The organism is Brevibacillus laterosporus (assembly GCF_030489605.1).
Taxonomy (GTDB): domain Bacteria; phylum Bacillota; class Bacilli; order Brevibacillales; family Brevibacillaceae; genus Brevibacillus_B; species Brevibacillus_B laterosporus_E.
Genome location: NZ_JAUKFY010000006.1, coordinates 215,515 through 237,445, shown reverse-complemented (window position 1 = coordinate 237,445; position 21,931 = coordinate 215,515). Strand labels below are relative to the sequence as shown.

Annotated in this window: 18 protein-coding genes; 11 read left to right on the top strand and 7 right to left on the bottom strand. The window is 40.9% G+C overall.

What is annotated here, in order from left to right; genetic code table 11:
- Window positions 1–518: 518 nt before the first annotated feature.
- The gene (locus QZ995_RS09445; protein WP_437124726.1) at window positions 519–1,733 is read right to left on the bottom strand and encodes a DUF418 domain-containing protein; all 1,215 of its coding nucleotides are present in this window, start codon (window positions 1,731–1,733) and stop codon (window positions 519–521) included.
- Window positions 1,734–2,731: 998 nt separating this feature from the next.
- Here QZ995_RS09445 and QZ995_RS09440 point away from each other — a divergent pair.
- On the top strand, window positions 2,732–4,072 hold the full coding sequence (locus QZ995_RS09440) for a globin-coupled sensor protein (RefSeq protein WP_301805952.1): 1,341 nt from the start codon (window positions 2,732–2,734) through the stop codon (window positions 4,070–4,072).
- A gap of 89 nt (window positions 4,073–4,161) precedes the next feature.
- Here QZ995_RS09440 and QZ995_RS09435 read toward each other — a convergent pair whose 3' ends face one another.
- The 6 genes from QZ995_RS09435 to QZ995_RS09410 form a co-directional block, all read right to left on the bottom strand.
- Window positions 4,162–4,371: a DUF2905 domain-containing protein gene (locus QZ995_RS09435; protein WP_301805949.1), complete on the bottom strand. Its 210-nt coding sequence runs from the start codon at window positions 4,369–4,371 to the stop codon at window positions 4,162–4,164.
- Between the two features lie 45 nt (window positions 4,372–4,416).
- Window positions 4,417–4,938 carry a peptide deformylase gene (gene def, locus QZ995_RS09430; RefSeq protein ID WP_301805946.1) on the bottom strand — a complete coding sequence of 174 codons (522 nt, stop codon included), beginning with the start codon at window positions 4,936–4,938 and terminating at the stop codon, window positions 4,417–4,419.
- Window positions 4,939–5,191: 253 nt separating this feature from the next.
- Window positions 5,192–5,596, bottom strand: a complete 405-nt coding sequence (locus QZ995_RS09425) for a VOC family protein (protein ID WP_301805944.1) — start codon at window positions 5,594–5,596, stop codon at window positions 5,192–5,194.
- A gap of 78 nt (window positions 5,597–5,674) precedes the next feature.
- Window positions 5,675–6,256 (bottom strand): SMI1/KNR4 family protein, encoded by a 582-nt coding sequence (locus QZ995_RS09420; RefSeq protein WP_301805941.1) that lies wholly within the window; start codon window positions 6,254–6,256, stop codon window positions 5,675–5,677.
- Window positions 6,257–6,855: 599 nt separating this feature from the next.
- Window positions 6,856–8,430: an FAD-dependent oxidoreductase gene (locus tag QZ995_RS09415; RefSeq protein ID WP_301805939.1), complete on the bottom strand. Its 1,575-nt coding sequence runs from the start codon at window positions 8,428–8,430 to the stop codon at window positions 6,856–6,858.
- Between the two features lie 221 nt (window positions 8,431–8,651).
- On the bottom strand, window positions 8,652–8,732 hold the full coding sequence (locus QZ995_RS09410; RefSeq protein WP_301805974.1) for a hypothetical protein: 81 nt from the start codon (window positions 8,730–8,732) through the stop codon (window positions 8,652–8,654).
- Between the two features lie 378 nt (window positions 8,733–9,110).
- On the opposite strand from QZ995_RS09410, the gene QZ995_RS09405 reads away from it, so the two are divergent.
- The 10 genes from QZ995_RS09405 (at window position 9,111) to QZ995_RS09360 (ending at window position 21,887) form a co-directional block, all read left to right on the top strand.
- Window positions 9,111–9,698, top strand: a complete 588-nt coding sequence (locus QZ995_RS09405; RefSeq protein WP_003336302.1) for a TetR/AcrR family transcriptional regulator — start codon at window positions 9,111–9,113, stop codon at window positions 9,696–9,698.
- 36 nt (window positions 9,699–9,734) lie between these two features.
- Complete coding sequence (locus QZ995_RS09400; RefSeq protein ID WP_301805937.1) at window positions 9,735–10,355, top strand: DUF47 domain-containing protein; 621 nt, start codon at window positions 9,735–9,737, stop codon at window positions 10,353–10,355.
- A 17-nt stretch (window positions 10,356–10,372) separates the two neighbouring features.
- On the top strand, window positions 10,373–11,371 hold the full coding sequence (locus QZ995_RS09395) for an inorganic phosphate transporter (protein WP_064016223.1): 999 nt from the start codon (window positions 10,373–10,375) through the stop codon (window positions 11,369–11,371).
- Window positions 11,372–11,548: 177 nt separating this feature from the next.
- Window positions 11,549–11,977 carry an Rrf2 family transcriptional regulator gene (locus QZ995_RS09390; RefSeq protein ID WP_301805934.1) on the top strand — a complete coding sequence of 143 codons (429 nt, stop codon included), beginning with the start codon at window positions 11,549–11,551 and terminating at the stop codon, window positions 11,975–11,977.
- Between the two features lie 186 nt (window positions 11,978–12,163).
- Window positions 12,164–14,446: a DEAD/DEAH box helicase gene (locus tag QZ995_RS09385; RefSeq protein ID WP_301805931.1), complete on the top strand. Its 2,283-nt coding sequence runs from the start codon at window positions 12,164–12,166 to the stop codon at window positions 14,444–14,446.
- Window positions 14,436–15,818 carry a ribonuclease H-like domain-containing protein gene (locus QZ995_RS09380; RefSeq protein WP_301805928.1) on the top strand — a complete coding sequence of 461 codons (1,383 nt, stop codon included), beginning with the start codon at window positions 14,436–14,438 and terminating at the stop codon, window positions 15,816–15,818. The genes QZ995_RS09385 and QZ995_RS09380 overlap by 11 nt, the downstream gene beginning before the upstream one ends.
- A 464-nt stretch (window positions 15,819–16,282) precedes the next feature.
- Window positions 16,283–17,089, top strand: coding sequence for an inositol monophosphatase family protein (locus QZ995_RS09375; protein ID WP_301805925.1), 807 nt, complete (start codon window positions 16,283–16,285; stop codon window positions 17,087–17,089).
- Window positions 17,090–17,303: 214 nt separating this feature from the next.
- Window positions 17,304–17,435 (top strand): hypothetical protein, encoded by a 132-nt coding sequence (locus QZ995_RS09370; RefSeq protein WP_301805922.1) that lies wholly within the window; start codon window positions 17,304–17,306, stop codon window positions 17,433–17,435.
- 853 nt (window positions 17,436–18,288) lie between these two features.
- A complete protein-coding gene (locus QZ995_RS09365) occupies window positions 18,289–20,082 on the top strand; it encodes an ABC transporter ATP-binding protein (protein ID WP_301805919.1) in 1,794 nt (597 codons plus the stop codon).
- 14 nt (window positions 20,083–20,096) lie between these two features.
- Window positions 20,097–21,887 carry an ABC transporter ATP-binding protein gene (locus QZ995_RS09360; protein ID WP_301805917.1) on the top strand — a complete coding sequence of 597 codons (1,791 nt, stop codon included), beginning with the start codon at window positions 20,097–20,099 and terminating at the stop codon, window positions 21,885–21,887.
- Window positions 21,888–21,931 lie beyond the last annotated feature (44 nt).

Genomic DNA, 21,931 nt, shown 5'->3' with positions numbered 1-21,931 from the left:
ATTGATATACTGGGTGTCGTATACAATTATACCATGTCTCAAGATCGAGCTTCATAGTATAAAAACTTAGACCCGCTAGGGTCTATTTGTCATGCACACTTTTATCATGTATGGGTTAGCCCGATAAAAAATAACTACTATCCATCTATAGTGGACCATAGTGGATTCTTAAGTTGATGGCGATGTAGTGCTACTCCATATGTAAAAAATGGAATTTGTATACTGTTGATATTGAAAAAAGGTCCGACGGTTTTCTTTTGTTTTAATAACAAATAACGAACGGAGGGCAGATATTCATTGGTTTCAAAAGCCCGCTAAGCACCGTAAAAATCCACATAAAACAGCCCACCCAAGGGCGAGCTGTTCTAACGGAGTCTAAGCTTCTCCGATGCATCGAAGTATTTTTCTCAGTGAAGGTTAACAACTGGCTTCAACTGCTTATCGAACGAACTATGCTATATCTCGGAGCTCGTCCTTATAAGGATGAAGTAAGAAGGGCAAATGTCGAGGACGACCGCCTACCTGGATGATGCTGGTGCTGTTCGGGAGGCGCTGAACACCCGGTCGAAATGTCGCATCAATGACTCGAGCGGACCAGTGGGGAGCCGCGCGATCAACCACCCCGTCACCAACGTTACGGCCGCAACGAGCAGGTCACTGAACGGAATTCCCTCAAGACTATATTCGATCCCCGCGAGTGTCAGACACCATATCACTATGAACTGAGCCGCATACATCGTTAACGCCACGCGTCCGACTGCCGCGAAAGGCATTAACACGGCAGAGGTCTTCTTCGGTACGAGGAATACCAGTCCCAGCACCAGGAATGCGACCCCCAGCCCAATCAGTGTCTGGAATGTTGACGCACTGTGTGAATGTGTCCCAAGAAGCATGTACCACAGCGGTGGTTCCATGTTTAGCGGCCAAATTGCATTCGGGTCCGGCTGGGCACCGACGGCGCCTTGAACGCCAATAAGCCACGCCTCGAAGGAAGGTCTCAGCTCAGGAAGAACGAAAGCGCCCAGCCCCTTACCGACGACGAGCATGATGATGCCGCCGACCGTGAGCGAGAGTGCAGTACGAATCTTGGTAAGTTCGAGGCGCCCGATCGCCATACCTGCGACGAAAGCGGGGGCAAGTGCGAGCGCAGACATCGGGCCGCCCGCAATATCATAAAGGAGGTACGCTCTCGATAGAACGCTCTCACCAAGAATCATCAGCGGTGGGGCCACCACGGTCAAAGCGGCTGCTGTCGTAACGAGCACGCGCGTCGAACGACGAATCAGCACCAACGCTAACACGAACATTGCCGCATAGGCGGGCAAGATCACCCCCCCAACCGAGGTATTCAGCAGGATGAGCAGATACCCAATCACATCGACGAACACCGCGCGAGCGAGCATCCGTGCCCGGAACGCGGTTGTCTCCGTTTCTCGATCTTTCATGCGTTGCGCCATGATCGAGTAGGAAATGCCGCCACAGAGCACAAATAGTAGCGTCGTGTTCCCAGAGACAATCGCAGAAATCCTCTCGTTCAGCCCGAAGTGCTGCAAATACATCCCTATGACCGCCAACCCCCGTGCTGCATCAAGCGCTACAAGACGCCCCTTTGATTTGCCTGCAACCGCATTTTTTCTCAGTCCGTTGTTTTGGGAAACCACTACATCCTCGATGCTAGCTCCCGTTTCATATTCACTGCCGAACTCTGCCGGCATCTTGCTACTGACTGACAATTAGCATTCCTCCTCTTTCTTTAGGTGTTCTAATTCTTTTCATATGGGTGATGTCATGCTTATCCCACTATAGGGGGCACATGTCACTAAAGTTTGATCAACATGTAAACAAAATGTCACAAACAAGGCAAACGAAAATTATTTGGTACTGGCGAATACTCCATTTTGTCCACTTAAGTGGCTGGCTGCTACAAGGTTGTGTTCATCGAATTATTTGCAACGGGGGATGGGTGCCGCTGTGTAGAATCCCCTATTTTCACCCGGTTTTAAGGACACTCCGTCAGCATACTGCCTGATGGCTGATTGACCAGCATTTTCAATCATATATCAATTAGAATGGATCACAGAAAAACGAAACATTTCACAGTTTTTTTATTTGCGCAGGGAATTTGCAAAAGTCTTAATAATCAGAAAAGGTTTCATAAATGGAAGGAGGGTGTTTCATATTGAAAAAATCAAAAATTCCTGTAGACACTGGTTTGCAAGTGAATCGGAACGTTCGGAACTAAAGTGGAGGAGAAACTGGACACGAAGCTGCATGGCATGAACCTGGTTCTAAAAAATAGCATCTATCTTGTCAGGATTAGCTGATTATCTTGAAATTTCAATAACTGTAGATGAAGTAGCAAAACTTTACGAAAGTGTATCAACGGTAGCAACGTAAAAAAGACATCGCTCAGATGTATAAAGACGTTTCCTGCCGGAGGGGATTATTTAAGGGAAAACAGGGCGAACAAATATCAGATACAGTGAGGAAATAAAAACAGATGCAATACGGCTTGTAATTGAGGAGAATATGTCGTATCGGGAGGTAGCAACAGGGGTTTTTAAGATTTGTAAAACAAATATATATTTTTCATCAAAAATAATTCACAGGCTTTTAACGAATAGGGACTGGTCAATGATTTACAATGTTGTATAAGGTTTGTATAATTGTGATGGCTTGTGATTATTTGATTTATTTATATAAAATATATTAACAAAGGTGATAACATAATATGGGAAAAAGCTTTTTGTTTTCGAGTTGGTTTCGTACAAAGATAGAAGAATCTCCACAAACAAAAATGTTTAAAGAACAGATTGCAAGCAGTCAAGTCAGCATGAATATAAAGCACTCTGAAATTGAAACTCAGATGAATATGATTCGACTAAGCCAAGAGGATTTAAAGATAGCTAAAGCATTGCAACCAATGATTGCGACGCATATCCATGATATTGCTAAAACCTTTTATAAAACAATTCTCAGTGTCCCTCACCTTAAGCAAATTTTGACCAAGCATAGTACAGTAGAGCGCCTCGCAAAAAGTCTAGAGTTACATTTAATGGATATGTTTGATGGTCATATAAATGATGTATTTTTACAAAAACGTTTTAAAGTAGCAGAGGTACATGTTCGTATTGGCTTGGAACCAAAATGGTATATTGCAGCGTTTCAAAATGTTCAAGAGCACGTATTGCGAATTATTTTTGAGCAAATTTTAGATAAAAAGCAATTATTAGAAGCAAGTATCGTTATTTCAAAGATGTTTAATTTTGAGCAGCAGGTTGTAATTGAAGCGTATGAAAAAGAAAATAAGCGACGTGAGCAGGAGTATCGAGGACGTGAACAAATTCAAACCAAAATGGCGGATATTAGCCTTATGCTTGCCTCATTAAGCCAGCAAACCACTTCTTCTGTGGAACAGTTGATTTCTAGCGGTCAAGATATGAATATAGCTGTTCAGCATAGTGCAGACAAATCTAAAGAAACCCTTCAATTAGCGAGTGAAGGACAGCAACGAATGAAAGAATTGGAGTCACGTATTCGAGATATCAATAATGGTATGAATGATATGGAAGAGTTGATTGAAAAGCTGAATCATTCATCGAATGAAATTCAAAAAATTGTAAATCTTGTACAACAAATTGCAGAACAGACAAATCTACTTGCGTTAAATTCCGCTATTGAAGCAGCTAGAGCTGGAGAGCATGGACGTGGCTTTTCCGTCGTCTCACAAGAGGTACGTAAACTTTCCGAACAAACGAGACAATCCGTTCAAGATGTATCTTCACTTATTGCTCAATCAAGTCAATTTATGCAAGAAGTAGTCTCCTCCATCCGTCACATCCAACTCCTAGTAAACAAGGGACAAAAAGAGTCAGATCAAACTGAAGCGGCACTTAATCAAATCGTAATTTCCATGCAAACAAGTATAGCTGAGATTGACCGAGCCACTGCGAAAATGGCACAATTCATTGAAGATATCGAGATGATAGGGAATTCAACCCATAAAGTTTCTGAATCAGCACAGTCATTAAATCAGTTACAAGAGGCACTAGAGCAACAAGGCAACAGATAACGCTTTAATCTGAAAAAGGTGTATTAACAAAAAAGGCAAGTTACACAATGCCAAACTTCATTGGTAACTTGCCAAAGATTTACGATCATTTATTTAAAAAAACGAATGACATACATGATTAGTGATAGCACGACGCTAATGATAATACATGTAACTACAGGAAAATAAAAACGAAAGTTCTCCTTTTCTACTACGATGTCACCCGGTAACCGCCCTAGATTCAGAAAGCGACCACCAACTTGCCAGAGTAAGCCAACTATAATCAGGACAACACCAATCACGACTAAGGTTTTCCCCATATGTACTCCTTTATTTGCACCATAACGATTCGTAATGATCCCCAATTACAAAGCATTTTGCTTAGAAAGCTGAATCATTTGATACACGTCCACTGGTTTTTTTGTTCTCTCTTGAAAAAGATGCCCATTTTTTACATGATCAATGTACAATATTCCATCCAAGTGGTCCATTTCGTGCTGAATACAGCGGGCTTTATGTCCAGAAGCCTCGATGATTTGCTCTTCACCCTGACGATTTAATGTTTTTACTACGATTGATTCAGCTCGTTTCACCGCCCCGTACATTCCGGGCAAGGAGAGACAAGCTTCATACTCAAAGGTTTCTCCCGATCGAGAAATCATTTCTGGATTAATTAATTCAACTAGTCCGTCACCACAGTCTAGGACTGCTATCCGTTTTAAATAGCCCACTTGTGGCGCAGCCAAGCCTGCCCGGCCGGGATCAGCATATAGTGTATCAATTAAATTTTGTAATAATTTTTGTTCACGATCTGTGATACTGGTAATGGGCTTACATACCTTGCGTAGCACGGGATCACCCAGTTTTCGAATCATCAATTCAGCCATGTTGAAATCAATCCTTCCATTTCGGTCTTCCTCACTTGTTTTTCTTTCAGGGCTTACAGTATTTGTTTTATAAAAGAATTGTAAATTTATGTATTGCTTCATATTATACGTTTTATCAGCTTGTTAGTGAAAGGGTTACTATTGTTGATAGGTAATTTACCTGAAAAAGAATGCTGTACCAAGTCCTTAAAGGCTAATACAGAAAATAAACAAGGGACTGTCTACATGGGAAGGACAGCCTCTTGTTTATTTTTTAGATCCCTTGGTTATCTCTAAGCTCAATAATTGTCCCTTCAGGAGCGAGTAATTTTAGTAACCGCCCATTTTCAACTGTATAGATTTCCTGTCCATCCTTCATTTTTAAGCGATAACCTAAATGTTTCATTCTTTGGAGCTCTGCATCTAAATTTTCTACCCATAAACACAGATGTACAAGTCCTTGGGTATTGGCGTTAGGAGGGTCGAGTAATTCTCCCGCTTTCCCAGTTTGGAGCTCGATATAGAAGGAATCTAGTCTTAACCAGGTATTAAAATCACGTTGGTGAAAATGAGGTGTTTCCTGAATCAGCTCAAATCCCAAAGCTTCTTGATAAAACCGCAGGGACTCTTTATACGTATTCGTTTGGATACAAATATGATGAAAGTATTTTCGACTCATAACATTCTCCTATAGCAAGGTGTTTTTTTGCAAGTAAGTATAAAACGTGACCATCGCTCTTTATATAACAAATCAATCTTAGTAGTCAATCTCTTCCCAATCCTGTAAATTCGTGTTTGATTTTGATAATAGTTCAGTAAAGGACGGGGCAATGTAATAAATAAAATCTGGGTCATGAACATACGCAATAATCTGCCCTGTTCTTCCGCCCGGGGCTGGATCATAATCTAGCATAAGATATAGACTGCCACCTGCTAATTGAGCGAAGGGGAACCATTTCTTGTTGAAGAGATATGGTTTAATTCTAGCATCTAACTCGGAAATCTCTTGCTCATCATAATATTCGCTGAGAAGTTCATCATTATTGCAGAAATATCCTTTTGATTCTATCATTTCGTCAAGGGAGTATAGATAAAAGGGCGAAATACAGCCTTCGTTATATTCAGGATAGAGAATATGAAAATGGTAACCACTGCCATTCTTATAACGATAAAATTCTTTGAAATCTTCAGGGAGCTTGATATCAAAGAGCGTTTCTATTTCCAGTAGGCTTTCTTCGGAAGCACCCTGTAAAGAAAGATAATGGTTATATTCCACTTGTACATCTTCGCCGACTTTACTAGATAACAATCGTTCAAGCTCTTCAATTTGTTTTTTCATTGGGCTCATTCCACCTCTGTATATGAAATTACGGTTCCAAGATTGACAGGTAAGACGTGGTTTTTCGAGTCGTATTTATGATCTAGCTTTAATACGCAGATATGTATTACCCATTAATTATACTTGAAGATAAGCTGGTTTAAAAAGAGCGTAATTTGTTTAGCATTTATAATTTTATTTATGGGATAGAGGAAAGGTTATGCGATTATTCTGATAATATCTCTGACTCTTGCTGGATGTACGACTTTGGAAAGGCTTATCAGCTTCGGTGAAAGCAGATTATGTAGCTTCAAACAGAGATACGATCAGGATATTTCCTATCTTCGGTTTAGTCAGGGGCCAGTGTAATAAAAAATCCAAATTGGAGTCTTGTGGGTTCAGTTGAATGCTTGCTCAGAAATTGCCGGTAAAATATGAGCTTCAGCTGCTTCTTATTCAGTCAACATATTTACAAGCCTAGGGAGCGCCAATCTAATAAAAAACTCGGCTAGTGTAGCAAACAATCCCTGAGTGAAGAGTGAATAGGGGCTTGTGCAGACTAGTAGCCGAGCTTTAATTGGAAATGAAATGTAATTTTGTAACGGTTGAAGGGGAAATGCTTAAACGGCTGAGAGCTTAGGCCAGTACAGCTCTACTCCCTGCTTGGTGAGCAATTGTTGATAATCAGCAAGCTTAGCAGTATCCTCCCACACTTCTCTAGGCTGATATCCTTTTTCAACACAAAAAGCGGCTAGCATCCCTGCTGACTCTCCAATATTCCATTCAACGGGATGGAGTCGGTAACAACCGTTCGTGATGTGAGTGGTCCCGATATTTTTGCAAGCAGGCAAAAGATTATTTACACGAATAGGGATGAGCGCACCCAATGGGATTTGAAATGGCAAGGAAGCCACATCTATATAATTTGTACCTTCGGTGGTTGGATGCAAATCAATGCGATAGCTGCCAATCCCAATTGTATCAAGGAAAGGTTCGGCACCCTCATTACCTCTACATTCTGCACTCACATGCTGCTCAAGAACAGTAAATGCTGCTTTAATCCGGCGAGATTCTCGAATGTATGGGTACTTAGCTAATCCATCCATTGTTCCCATCACATCTGGACGTAATCGTAATCCAGGATATCCTTCCTTACCATCAGGGCGGGGTGCCTCTGTTTGCATCCAGTACAATAACGACAAGCTTAATTGTTTTGCCTGATATAGATGCTTTGAGACCGCTTCTTCTGGAAGGTCATAAATAGGGGCCAGCCAATAATCGTTTTGTGGCCAGTTTACTAGGGTAATATCTGTAGAAAAGGTACCGGGAACAAAATTTAATTGATCAATGATTCTTCGATACGTATATAAAGAAAATTTTTCTGTATCCGGGAACAGGGAATATTCAATTGGCTGCAATGTTCTGGGGTCTGCTGCCGTAAAACTGAGCTGACGAGCTGGCCAGAAGTCAGGCTTGTAATTTCGCCAAAAATCGTAGTCTGCTGGTTTATCTATAACGTGGTTTTCTCCTTCCACATAGTCCATCGCGAACACATATGTCGAGGCCTGAATGTCAAAAGGTCTTGCATCCCCGTCTATAGCATGAGGCTCACCCGTTTCATATTGAGATTCAGCCCCCGTGACATATTCGACATTAGCCATTGGTAAAAGATCTCCACATTCTGTAGCATCTAGGAAATAGGGGGCTTTTATCGTAAGGGTAATCCCGCTGTCACATTGGGAAAGCGTAACAGAGCAAATGGTGTCACCGTGTGTTTCAACAGAAGTCGGCTTAAAGCGAGTTAAAATCGTAACTAGCCCACTATGCACATAAGGTGCTAGCATTTCTTCCATAACGGACAAATAGACGCGCGGGTCAGCACATAGTCGACTAACACTGCCATTACCAGGATCAAGATTGTATTTTAAACGTGCATCTGTCGTCAACGGGAAGTGCAAACGGTAGTAGTCGCGTACTTGATTACGAAATTGTCGATAGGTTTGGGTGCAACCAAACTGTTCAATCCAACGATGCTCATCAGGTGGTACGGCCTGACTAGTAAATTGCCCGCCAATCCAATCTGTCTCCTCTGTAAGTATTACTTTTTTTCCAAGCCGTGCGGCGCCTAAAGCCGCTGCAAATCCACCTACACCACCGCCGATAATGGCAACCTCTGTTTCTAATTCCTTATGCATCTAAACGACCTCCTTTAGTGTATATGAAAAACAGGGTATGTATTGGTTTTAACACAAAAAGAGGCAGATGAAACCTAAAATTGTAAAAAAATAAAATATTTTTAAAATCTAATTAGTAAGGAGAGCAGAATAATAGATATAAGGGTCTTTTGGTGCTGATACTTGTGAGATTTGCTGAGTCTGCTAATAAGAAAATCATTCCCACATAAACAGGCATACCTTTATAAAATCAATCGGCGCACGATTGGTACGATGGCACACTTACAGACAGGAAAGATAAATCCTAGCAGGGTAGCGAAAATGCTAGCAATTAATGGGTTCTTAGGTGTCCAGTTTCGAACGGTTTCGTCACGAACGAAGGTTTATAATAATGCAGAAAAAAACACACCAATCAACACAAATGGAATAGCTTCCAGCAAAATGCTAAAGAAAAGCGTTTTAAAATCATTACGATTTATTTTTGAAAAATTTTTCTGTATGTAAGCAGGTACAGAAGGGGATAGGTTTGGAACCAACGAAGGCTATTTTGCGGGGAGAAAGCTGTTTGTATGAAAGCCGATTCTATCTTTTTCATTTCTGACACAGCTAAGTTTTCTAACAAATTGACATCTGTTCTGTCTGTGAACTATACTTTTCTTTGCAAGTAAGTGCTTGCATTCATAAAATTAGGGTGAAAAGAGATGAGGAAAGAATCGACAAATGATAAAATTCTGCAGGCTACGATAGACTTGTTAAAGGAACAGGGCTACAGAGCTACGACTACAAAAGCAATTGCCGAAAAAGCCGGAGTCAACGAAGTGACGATATTTAGGAACTTTGGCAGTAAAGACAAAATTATGGAAATGATCGTGCAAAGGCACACTTTTCAGATGGACATCATAAGAGATTACTTCACATGGGAACTGGAAGTGGACCTGTTACATATCGGCCAATATTTTTTGCGGCAACTTACTGAGATGCAGGATATTATTTCAATTAGTTTTCGTGACCCGACTGTGTTTGCTGAGCTTGTGAAAAAAATCTCGATCCAGCCAAATCAGTTTAAACAAATGTTGACTGATTATTTTGCTAAAATGAAGGAAAAGGGTAAGATAGCTGATATTGATTGTGTTGCTACGGCAGAATTATTTATTTGTCTCACGACGGGCTACTTTTTTATGCGATTCAGTCTGTGTCGTTCGTTAATTACGTTGAATGAGCAAGAAATAATGCACCATACTATAAACACATTCATCCGAGGGATATCACCTGGGACTCCTTCTGAATAGTTTTGCACGAGATTTGGAGAAAGAGGAGGAGCATTTATGATTTTTAGACCAAAAGACGATAAATTTTTTAGTACGTTAAGCCAGATTGTAAGTATAATTGAGGAGTCTGCTCAGTATTTTGCCCAATTTCCTGAGAAGAACGATGGAGATCTGGTTACCTTCTCTAGTGTCATGAAAGACTACGAGCATAAGGCAGATACACACATACATAAAGTAATTATGGAGTTAAACAAGGCCTTTATCACACCGATTGAGCGCGAAGACATCTTGGCATTGGCTGTGAAGCTAGACGACGTACTGGATGGTTTTGAAGAGCTTTCCTCTCGCTTGGAGATTTATAATATCCAGAAGTGGGACGAGCACATGAAGGAGTTTACAGTTCTATTGCTTGCAGCTACTAAGGAGATTGCAGGAGCGACTGATCTGTTGTTCCAGAAGAAAATGAACGAGATTCACCCTTATGTAGTAAGAATTAACGATCTAGAATCAAAAGCGGATGCGGTATTAGATAAAAGTATTCGTCAACTTTTTGCTTCTCAAAAGGACCCGATTACCATTATGCAGTATAAAGAGATTTATGAGATGTTCGAAGGCGTTGCAGATAGCTGTGAGGATGTAGCCAATGCACTTGAAACGATCATCATGAGAAATGTCTAAAGAAAAGGGGTTCCATGATGGATAGTGTACTTTTTATTTTGGTTTGCATCATCATTCTGGGTTTAACTTTTGACTTTATTAATGGGTTTCACGATACAGCCAATACAATTGCCACTTCCGTTTCTACAAGAGCATTGCCTCCCCAAGTAGCAATTGTGATGGCAGCATTAATGAATTTTTTTGGTGCCTTATTGTTTACTGGTGTAGCTCAAACCATTACGAAAGATATAGTCGATCCTTTTTCTCTTGAAAATGGTTCGATCGTCCTCTTATGCGCCCTTATTGGTGCGATAGCTTGGAATCTAATTACTTGGTACTATGGCATTCCCAGTAGTTCTTCCCATGCGCTAGTTGGTTCGATTGCTGGTGCTGCTATCGTTTCGGAAGGTTTATGGAGCTTAAATTATTCAGGGTTTATTCGTATATTGGAAGCATTGCTCATCTCCCCTGTTGCAGCGCTGGCTATTGGATTTTTAGTTATGTCTTTATTCAAGGTAGTATTTCGCAATTCTAATCTGGCTAAAACGAACAAGGGATTTCGCATTTTTCAAATCATGACGGCTGCATTGCAATCATTTAGCCATGGAACCAATGATGCGCAAAAAACCATGGGGATTATGACGATGGCTTTGATCACAGCAGGCTTCCAGACAACTACAGACATTCCGACCTGGATTCGTGTCTCTGTCGCATTAGCAATGGGACTGGGCACCATGGTAGGCGGATGGAGGATTATTAAAACAGTTGGAGGCAAGATTACCAAATTAAAACCGGTTAGCGGTGCGGCAGCAGATTTGTCGTCAGCCTTTATCATTTTTGGATTTACTTTCCTACACTTGCCTGTTAGTACAACACATGTCATTTCTTCATCCATTATGGGGGTAGGATCAGCACAGCGTGTGAAAGACGTAAAGTGGGGAGTAGCACGACGGATCGTGTTTACTTGGATAATCACTATGCCGATTACTGCACTGTTGTCAGCATGTTTATACAAGGTAGTCATGCTATTCGTGTAAAAGAATACACCTAAAAGATAAAGTAAACCGATCATGTTCATAAAGGAACAGAGTCTGTTTGAATGCTACCCTCTACATGTACCTTGAGGTATATCTTTTAGGTGTTTTTTTTGTGGCAGAAAAGGTATAAAGTAGGGGTAGCGACTATCTAATCATGGAATAGGGGGGAAAACGCAGATGGTAAATAGTCGTTTTGCAGTAGCTATTCATATTCTTTCAATAGTAGCATCCACTCCCTGTGGACAGGCTACATCAGCTTATATAGCTGGGAGTGTAAATACAAATCCGGTGGTAATTCGCCGCATTAGCAGCATGTTAAAAAAAGCGGGAATGATCGAGTCTAAGGTCGGGTCCCCAGGAGCTACGTTAACCAAAAGTCCAGAAGAGATAACTCTTCTTGATGTTTACAAAGCAGTACAAAGCCCTGATGAGCTATTCGCAATTCATGAGGAGCCCAATCCAGCATGTCCAATCGGAAGGCAGATTCAACACACCCTGACTGATGTTTTTTTAAGTGCCCAGCAGGCGATGGAGCAAGAATTAGCAAGCAAAACCGTGGCAGATGTGTTAAGTGGAATGGGTATGGGTAAAAATGTGAAAGAATAGACCTCATCGCCGAGTATGAGGAGTCTCCATATATTGTTCATCGAAAGCTAGCGATCGGTCTGAAAAGAAAGATTGTTAGCTTTTAGCTATTTCTAATCAGGGGAAAACTGCACATATCAGGAAGGCAGAGAGCTCTTTTGTCCTTGACACTCTACGTACAATAGAAAATGAGAGGGTGATCAATACATGTTACGAAAGAAAACCATGTCGGAACTTTTAGAAGAGTTCCGTACTGATGAGCGGATGAAACAAAACATTATAAACTGGACTACGATTCCGCCTCGCGATCCACAGGTGGTACCATTTCCAGAGCAAATAGATGAACGGATTGCCCAAGCGTTGTGTAGACGAGGAATCTCATCTTTATATACACATCAAGCAACAGCCTTTCGCCATATTCAGGATGGGAAGCATATTGTGGCTGTGACTCCAACCGCTTCAGGAAAAAGCATGTGCTATCACCTGCCAATTTTGCAAACGTTGGCTAATGATGCGCAAGCGAGGGCATTATACATGTTTCCTACTAAAGCGCTTGCTCAGGATCAAAAGAGTGAGTTACATGAATTGATTAACGATATGGGACTAAGCATTAAATCGGAGACCTATGATGGCGATACACCTGCTGCTATACGGCAGATGGTCCGCAAGGCCGGCAATATTGTCATTACAAACCCGGATATGCTACATTCTGCGATCCTGCCTCACCATACGAAATGGGTGGCTTTTTTTGAACATTTGAAATATGTGGTAATTGATGAGCTACACACCTACCGAGGTGTATTTGGGAGCCATGTTGCCAATGTGATAAGACGGTTAAAGCGTATATGCGCATACTATGGTTCTCGACCGCAATTCATTTGCACTTCTGCCACTATTGCTAATCCAGTGCAATTAGCAGAACAAATCACAGAGGAACAGATGGAGCTTGTAGATAACAATGGAGCTCCGTCAGGGACGAAGCATTTTATATTTTACAATCCACCTATTGTGAATCATCAGCTAAATATTCGTAGGAGTGCAACATTAGAAGCGCGGGACATAGCATCTACTTTTCTGACAAATGGAGTGCAAACGATTTTATTTGCGAGAAGCCGTGTGCGTGTGGAGATCCTTCTTACCTATTTACAGGAGCTAATTCGAAAGAAACTGGGGCCTAAAACAATTCAAGGCTATAGAGGCGGATATTTACCAACACAAAGGAGACAAATTGAACGAGGATTGCGACAAGGTGATATTGTCGGGGTGGTTAGTACGAATGCACTAGAGCTAGGAGTAGACATTGGCCAATTACAGGCATGTGTGATTACAGGTTATCCTGGTTCCGTAGCTAGTACCTGGCAACAGGCAGGAAGAGCTGGACGTCGGCAGGATGAGTCTGTCGTGGTTATGGTTGGTAGCTCTTCTCCACTTGACCAGTACATTATTTTGCATCCAGAATATTTCTTTGAACGAAATCCTGAGTCAGCTCGTATTAATCCTGACAATCTGATCATTCTGGTGGATCATATGAAGTGTGCAGCATATGAACTGCCTTTTGCGGCAGGAGATGCTTTTGGACGGGCAGAAATAGCAGAAATTCTAGAATTTTTAACGGAGGAGCAGATCCTGCACTTCTCAAAGGGGAAGTGGTTCTGGATGAACGATTCTTTCCCAGCTCATAACATCAGCTTGCGCTCTGCTTCACAGGAAAACGTGGTGATTGTCGATATTACCGAGCGTGGACGGGAGAAGGTCATTGGAGAAATGGATCGTTTCAGTTCGATGACATTGCTGCATGAGGAAGCGATTTATCTGCATCAGGGTGTGCAGTACCAGGTAGAAAAGCTGGATTATGAAGAGAAAAAGGCCTATATTCGCGAGGTTAAGGTCGATTATTACACAGATGCTAATTTAGCGGTTCAGGTAAAGGTTCTAGATTCGGATTTTACGCGGAAGCAGAACGAGACTGAATTGGCTTATGGGGAAGTAGCGGTTAATGCGATGGCTACGATTTTTAAAAAAATTAAGTTCGAAACCCATGAGAACATCGGGTCGGGACCGATACATTTACCAGAAGAGGAATTGCATACGAATGCGGCTTGGATTGGTTTTCCAGAATCTATTCTGCAAACAATTGGTCAAGAGGAGGTAGAGCTTGGACTGGTTGGGGCAGGACATGTGCTGCAACACGTTGCTCCTTTATGGGTGATGTGCGATCCGAAAGATTTGCATGTAATCTCACAGAGAAAAGCTGTCCATTCGAGTCAACCAACAATATTCTTCTATGATCGATATCCAGGTGGCATTGGCCTTAGCGAACAGGTGTATCACCAGATGGAAACCATACTTGCTAAAGCAGAAGAGATGATTAGCTCATGTCCATGTGCGTCAGGATGTCCTTCGTGTATTGGATATGTGGAGCGGGACGGAAAAGAGCTGGCACTATCACTATTGCGGGTGGCGCAAGGGGGAACAGCGTTTGTCTCTTAAAAATAAATTGCAACGAATGAAAAAGCACCTGACGCTCGAAAGTAATAATGAGCAGTCGGATCAGCAGGAAAAGCATGCAGAGTCCAAACAACAGAGTGACATACCCGCGTCCAGCATACAAAGATCAGAGCAGTCGGAATGTAAACGAAGCGTTTATGAATCACCCCAATTTCAGATTCCTTATGCAGATACGTGGCGACGTCTTCAAGCCAAACCATTCTTTGGCGAAGAGGAATACGCTATGGTACGAGAAGTTCGTTATCCCTTAGACATGATTCATGGGAATTATGAATTTTCGGCGTTGCTTGATGTTATCGACAAATGGAACGAAAGCGGCCTGGAGCATCCTCTGTCTGCTGCTAACAAACGCCCAGAGGATTTACTATTCTTTGATACAGAAACAACTGGTTTACACGGTGGGGTGGGTAATACCATCTTCTTATTGGGTTATAGTAAATGGGAACAGGATGAGGTGGTTGTTCGTCAGCATTTCTTAACCGATCCTTTTTCTGAAATTACGTTGTATCAGTCATTTTTAGCAGATGTAAAAGAATCCAAACAACTTGTCACCTATAATGGAAAGGCGTTTGATTGGCCTCAGGTAAAAACTAGACATACGCTGGTACGAAACGATGTGCCAGCCTTGCCTGTGTTTGGTCATATCGATTTGTTGCATGGCGCGAGAAGGCTATGGAAAAATGAACTTGTTTCTTGTCGCTTGTCGATCGTAGAACAACAAAAACTAGGAATCAGACGCTTGGAAGACATACCTGGTTCACTAGCCCCAATGCTATATTTTGAATACGTCAGAGAGCAGAATCCAGAACATATTGCTGGTGTGCTTCAGCATAATGAAGTAGATGTTCTATCCCTTATTACACTCTATATTCACATCTCTTATATGCTGTTGTCTGCAGAGACTATTGCGATGTCTATGGAAGAGCGATATGAAGTGGCACGCTGGTATGAGGCGATCGGATCGGAGCACATGGCTCTGTCACATTACAAGGAAGTGGCTCGGAGCAAACATCCTTATGCTGGGCGGGCAAAAGCTGCGCTAGGGCATATATTTAAGCGTCAAAAGGAATGGAGTAAGGCTCTTTATTGCTATGATGCCTGCTTACAGGACAAAGAATGGGGTACCGAGGAGATTTGTATCGAGGCAGCCAAGATTTGTGAGCATCAATTAAAAGAGTATGACAAGGCATATGCGTATACCAAAATGGCCTTTGAGCGCTGGCAAAAGAAAACGGCATATTTGCGGCAAAGGAATAAAACCGAACGCGAAATGTATGAAAAAAGGCTTTTGCGCATAGAGAAAAAGCTGGGGCAGGTAAGTGAGAGCTTGTTTGATGAAGAGGCTACAAGATGAATTGGTGTTAGGAATGTGTTGTCATTTTATCAATTTATATGGTTTAACAAAGGACATTTCCTCAAGTAATCTGTAGTTGTACTGGAGGGAATGTCTTTTTTTATGAGATAGAAAAGTCCAATCCAGTTGAATCTCAAATTTTCAAATTTTCCTTCGAGGGTATCATGTTAGTAAAGAATAACACTTTTTGATTATATAGCTACGACAGGGCGTCATTCCATAGTTTTTACGGCATATAAAATGGGAGAATGCTCTGCTGTAACGCACCAGGATTGTCCTATTTTATTGAATTTTTTGAAGAACAATAGTAGTATTTTAACATGCTTCTCTATAGAGGTATTTTAAAATACTACTAATAAGGTGGAGGAAAACAGCTTTTACTAAGCAATAAATCTGACCTGGTATGCATGAATTGAAACACAATTTTGAATTACTATCATTCACAGTATAAAAGGAAGGGATTTATGATGAGTGCCATTGATATTCGTTTTTGTGAAGAGCTATTAAGAAGAGTAGGGACAGGTTTGTATGAAAATTTGAAGAAAGAGTATCGATCAACTACGGTTGAGGACTTATTTCAGCAATTTGAAGAATCGAATAGATGGTCAACCTTTGAAATCAAGGAGGCACTTGCCAAAAAATATCCGCATATTCTCTGGTCTGATTTGGAATTTGCAATAAATCGTCAGAACTGTGCAGAATTTCAGGGGGAATATTGGGTATGTGATGCCATAGATGGTGCGGTGCAGTTTTTACAAGGTATTTATTCGTTTGCGATAACGCTCTGTCTAATCCGTAATAATCAACCTGTTCTTTCTTTTGTTTACGATCCGTCCCATCAAGAATTTTTTCATGCAATTGCTAATGAAGGGGCCTATTTAAACGGTAAAAGAATTGGAGTGGCACAAAAGCAAAAATTGCAGGATTCCATTATTGCGACAACACCTCCTTCTTATGCAAAAAAAGATGAAGAAGTGACTGCTTTAACGTTTAAAGGCTTCAACCAAATGACTCCAAAGGTATTCGCAGTTCGAATGCTTGGCTCTGTGTCTCTTCAGCTTGCTTATGTAGCGAGTGGACGTTTAGACGGGTATTATGAATTTGGCTACGACTTCTATAATTGGATAGCAGGTGCATTATTAGTGCAAGAAGCAAGGGGAGTTGTCACAGATAGCAGAGGTAAGAATTTTACTTGGGGCACATTTGGAATTATTGCGGCTAACAATAATGTTCAGCAAAAAATGCAAAACCAATTGCGAATGGTGTTGTAGGAGTTGTAAAAGAACAAGAGGTAATAAAGCGAAGCAAGGGTGGACACGCAGAGCATAAAAGCTGCAAATCCACTCCTTTTTATTATTAGGGAAGACAATCATTGTTCCCATTTTCGGCAAAATGATATGATTTTACTGAGGAGAGAGGGATTTTGCAAAGCGAAAAAGTAACTCGTTAGGAAATTAGCAGAGGAAGATAAGAAGTGGCTTCAAAATGACTCTCAGACCAGATCATTTAAAAAGAGAAGCAAATGAAATCAAGCACGCAATAACAAAGCGTAACGAACTGGATGGGCAAAATAAACGCAAAGTGGATGGTCGCGACTATTACAATCATGAGGTATGATAAGTAAAACGGCAGAAAGAGTTGAAACGAATGACTTATCTCATACCTTTCATTTTTTTGATCGTTTTGGTAGCTGCCATTGGGACTATCCTGGTAGGGATAAAGCCAAAGGATCATAATTATGGTACGAAGACAAAAAGAAATTTAACCAGATTAACAATGTTTTACGTCATATGCACCGTTATTTTTTTGGGAATTTTCTTTTATTTCTTTTATAAGTAAAGAGTTGTTTAAAGCATGCAGTATAAAAACCCCTCCAACAGGTCGTAAAGAAAAGAAGATTTGTTCACGTCGAGAAGCTTGGTATGATGACCGAGCTTTTTTTCGCATATTAGCTTTATTTTGTTAAGGTTAGACTGCAACTTTTTGTCCGGCATTACAGCTTACCATGATGGCCTGCGATGCTAGCATGAGTATCTAATATGTGACAAATCTGTTCCGCAACCATGCTTGATAACAAAGAAGCTTGATAAACTGTTCTTCTTCGTTATCTTCTATAAACTGTTCCATTTAACTGGATGAAGCCGGCTGTAATCTACGACAGAAAAGGCTCGGGATCGAGAGAATCGAATTTTGGATAATGAAACAGGCATAGGACTGATGAGTAAACTTTCTTTTCCATCGTCCACTCCTTCATGAGTTAGCTAATTTTACAATGATACAAGATTACTAACAGTAGATAACTATTTTTTACCAATAAACCTTTTTGAAAGGAAAGATGGGTAGGTATAAAAAATTGCTTAATTTAAAATTTGAAGAATGTTTGTAAAAAATTAACTAAACAACTGCTGAAAAATAGTGTACTCTTATTTATAGGTAACAGAAATCAGGGAAATCTTGGGGAGAGAACAACTTGTTAAAAAGAATACGTAGTCAATTACAAGAATCAATGTGGGGAAAAATAGTAGCAACAATTTTTACATACTGGTATTTGCTGGTATTAATTGTGGTCTGTAGCATTGTAGCTGTTCTTGTAGAAGTTGTGATCGGATACAATATTCAGCAGATGGTTTCGTATTCTATCGTTGACACTCAGGATCATATGAACAATTTATTGTATGTGTTTGGAATTTGTGTCATGATCGGGATGATTGCTCACTTTCTAGTGAAATGGTTGTCTACCAAATTTAGTTCTTCCATTATTAGAGATTTACGAAATCGTTTTGCCGAAAAATTAGAGCATGCCTCCTTTGCCTCTGTAGAAAAATACAGCACTGGGGATCTTTTATCCCGATTCTCTAATGATTTAACAATTGTACAACGATTTTTGACTGAACACTTTCCAAAACTAATCATTGAGCCTCTTATGTTTATCGCTGCTTTTGTGTACCTCTTCTTGATTAGCTGGAAACTTATCCTTTTTAGCTTGTCTTTGGTTCCGTTTGCATTACTTTTTGCAGCTTTGATAAGCAAACCTCTAAATGCCTACTCCTACGAACTACAACAGCAGGTCGGCCGAACAGCCTCTATTATGAAAGATACTATCTCAGGAATTCCAATCATTAAAGTGTTTCATTTATATGAAGCTTTCTTTCGAAGATTCAAAACGTCAATCGAACAAATGCTACAACTGAATTTAAAGATTGAACGCAGACATGCTTGGCTAAATCCGCTTCATATTATATTTATGTCAAGTCCGCTGGTGTTTTGCATTCTGTTTGGAGCTTATCTAATTGCCCACCAGGAATTGAAACCAGCAGAGTTAATCGCCTTTATTTATTTCTTGGGACATATTATACAGCCTGTTTCAGTTCTTCCCGAATTAATTATTCAATTTCAACAAGCACTAGGATCGTATAGACGCACGGGGGAGATTTTGTCTTTACCTGAAGAGGAAATCATTCCCTCAGAGATACCCAAGGATTATTTATCGAAAGATTTTTGTTTACAATTCAACCAAATCTCCTTTACATATGATGAACAAAAGCCTCCCGTGTTACATAATTTAGATTTTGAGCTAAAAACGGGCAGGCATATCGCCGTTGTTGGGCCAAGCGGGGGCGGAAAATCAACGATTGTGAAGCTGCTTTGCGGCCTTTATGTTCCAAATACGGGACATTTCCGGGTCAATGGCGGTCATTCTTATTCACAAAATTGGGATGTCGCATCGCTGCTATCCTTCATTGCCTATGTCCCGCAGGATGTCTTTTTGTTTTCTAAGTCGATTGCGGAAAATATTGCCTTTGGAAAAGAAGATGCAACCCTTGGAGAAATTGTAGAGGCAGCAACACTGGCGAATGCACATGAATTTATTTCGGGATTGTCTCAGGGCTACCAAACTGTTGTGGGTGAGGGGGGGTTCCAATTATCCGGTGGTCAAAAACAACGGATAGCCATTGCACGCGCCTTTATTAAGAATGCACCCTTTATTATTATGGACGAGCCTACTTCGGCTTTGGATGCTCAGTCAGAGCTTTTGTTCCAAGAAGGACTTAAAAAGCTTTTAGAAAAAAAGACCGTTGTGATGGTGGCACATCGTTTTTCTTCCATTCGACATTGTGATGAAATCTGGGTGTTGGATCGTGGAAATATTGTAGAACGGGGAACACATCGCGAATTAATGAAGGCAAACGGATTGTATCGAAAGCTCTACGATCCGCAGGTTCAGGATCACTGTCTCATACAGCCTAGTCTTTCAGTGAAGTAAATGGGAGGAATACAATGGGATTACACGGACTACAAAAGGCCTACTTGGAATGGAAGGATATGCTAATATTTCTAAAATCACGACGGCGAGCCTATCTTTTCGCTTTACTGGCCGACTGCACCATTATGGGGGCATTGCCAGTAGCGATCAGCTTTGCGCTTAACGAACTAATTACGGCATCAGTAAATGGCAGCTTAGAGTCATTGGTTCGATCCTCCATTCTGATTAGTCTAACCTTTCTTTTTTTTAGCGCAGCAGTTCCTTTTATTCACTATAATCTGCAACGAATCATAAAAAAGACGATGGCCGATATTAGAGTAACGCTGTACGAACATCTTACCAAGTTGCCCGTTTCTTATTTTGAAGCTAATCATCCTGGTGAAATGGTATCTCGTATCATAAACGATGCACACAACATGGAAGAGGCGTATGGAGAAAGTATGCGCAATATTTTGCAAAATGTGATGACTTTGGTGATGGTAACTACCACAATGCTGATCATGGATTGGAGGTTCTCTCTTATTTTTATCGTGCTGGGAATTGGAATCACTTTTGTAAATATTCGGTTTGTTCAGCCGTTAAGGGAGACAAATGATCGGCTTCAAGCAAAATTGGGAGAAATAACAGCAAAGATAGCAGGGTTTATAGAAGGATTGCCAATTATTAAAACCTTCTCTGCAGGGAAAACGGTTAGAGAGGATCTAGCTGATACAAATAAGGAGCTAACGCAAACCGCAAATAGCCAGGGTTTTAAGACAGGGCTATTAGATGCTATCAATTTTTTGTTTAGTTTTGTCATGTTCGGAGGTATGTTAGTTGTTGGCTTGTTTATCTATACCAAAAATGAACTAGGTGTTTTGGGACAACTCGTGCAGTTACAGACGACTATGGTGTTTATTTTCCTAGAGTTTGGCAGAATTATTGCTTCCCTGCAACATTCCTTATCGGGCTCAGCCAGAGTGTATGGTCTGTTGAATCACCCTGTTGAACAAATTGATCTGGTCATTTCTCGTGAAGAATCTGAAAAACAGTTTGATCATGTCAACAGTTGTTCATCTACCGAGGCATTCTCGTTACAGGATATTGTCCTACAACGCGGCGTGAATCAGGTATTAAATCATGTTTCTTTGTCAGTTAGGGCCGGTGAACTAACTGCGGTTGTCGGAACAAGTGGTTCTGGTAAAAGTACGTTATTAAAAGCGCTGTTAGGATTTTATCCCCCTGCGGAAGGCGATATTTATTACTTTGCTAAAAATGCAAAAGATCATACGCTTACACAGGTGAGGGAATTGATCGCCTATGTTCCTCAGGACCCGCATTTATTTGAAGGGACCATTGAAGAAAATATTAGATTCGGGAGACCAGATGCAGAAATAGAGGAGCTTGTCGAAGCAGCTAAGGCCGCATTTGCTCACGAGTTTATACTGGAGCTGCCTGATGGATACAAAACACGAATTGGAGAGGACAAGGCACGTTTATCAGGAGGACAACGCCAGCGAATTGCCATTGCCCGCGCTTTACTATCAAAAGCTCCCATTGTTTTATTTGATGAGCCTACGTCTGCTCTAGATTCACATTCAGAAACATGTGTACGGGAAGCGATTCGTGCATTAAAAGGTCAACGTACGGTTATGATTGTAACACATCAAAGGCAAACAGCAGAAATTGCAGATGTCATTTTTGTGATGGAACAGGGGGCTATTGTGGATCATGGCTCACCTAATGAGGTAAAAACGAGAGAAGGCCCGTACCAACGTTTATTTGCAGAGGAAAACGATTCTAACAAAACTATCACGATCCACTAATACAGGTCGATCATGTTTAGGATTTGCTAAATATTTTCATCTTG